At 65.7% G+C, this 679-nt stretch carries 1 protein-coding gene; it reads right to left on the minus strand.

What is annotated here, in order from left to right:
• Nucleotides 1–106: 106 nt before the first annotated feature.
• Nucleotides 107–562: a DUF721 domain-containing protein gene (locus tag I8746_RS26870; protein WP_020193382.1), complete on the minus strand. Its 456-nt coding sequence runs from the start codon at nt 560–562 to the stop codon at nt 107–109.
• Between the last annotated feature and the right edge of the window lie 117 nt (nt 563–679).

Below are 679 nucleotides of genomic sequence, written 5' to 3' on the forward strand. Positions count from 1 at the left end.
GATACTGGATACGATCAACCGGCTTAGCCGCATAGCTTGAACCGCCGTGTACGGAACCGTACGCACGGTGGTGTGAGAGGACGGCGGGTGTGAACCCGCCTCCTACTCAATGCTTGCCCTGAGCGTGGGCGGCCAACCGTTCCAGTGCGGCACGCAGTTTGGGGTCGGTAATGCCCTCGGCGGTGTCGCGCAGGCTCTCGGCCGCGCTGTTCGAAAGCTCGGCCGCATGCCCGCCACGCTTGGCCGGTACCAGCGGCGGCTGTACCTTGTACAGGATGCGCCTGAGGTTGCCGAATGCTTCCATGGCCTGCAGGGCCGCCAACAAGCGCTTCTGCTGGTAGCGCAGGCGGGTTGCCCAATGGCCGTCGGTAACCACCAGCAACAAAGTACCATCGCGCCAGGACGCCACATGGCAGTGCTCGCGGGCAGCCGGTTGCAACTGGCTTTCCAGCAGGCGCTGCAAGTGCTCCAGGCGCTCGGCCTGGTTCAGCAGCAGGCGCAGCGGGCGCACTTGGCGCAGCAGGGCGGAGGGCGGCTGGGCGGGGGAGGGTTTGTAGGCCATGGGGGTACGCGTGAGGTGACGTGGGCACAGTCTAACATCTCCGTTGCCTGTGCCGGCCTCTTCGCGGGTGAACCCGCTCCTGCCAGGGCTATCGGTATCTTGTAGGAGCGGGTTCAC

The organism is Pseudomonas sp. USTB-Z (assembly GCF_019691255.1).
Lineage (GTDB): Bacteria > Pseudomonadota > Gammaproteobacteria > Pseudomonadales > Pseudomonadaceae > Aquipseudomonas > Aquipseudomonas alloputida.

What these genes read in the sequence shown, in the direction of transcription:
- I8746_RS26870 (WP_020193382.1), bottom strand. Translation starts at nt 562, where the DNA reads ATGGCCTACAAACCCTCCCCCGCCCAGCCGCCCTCCGCCCTGCTGCGC.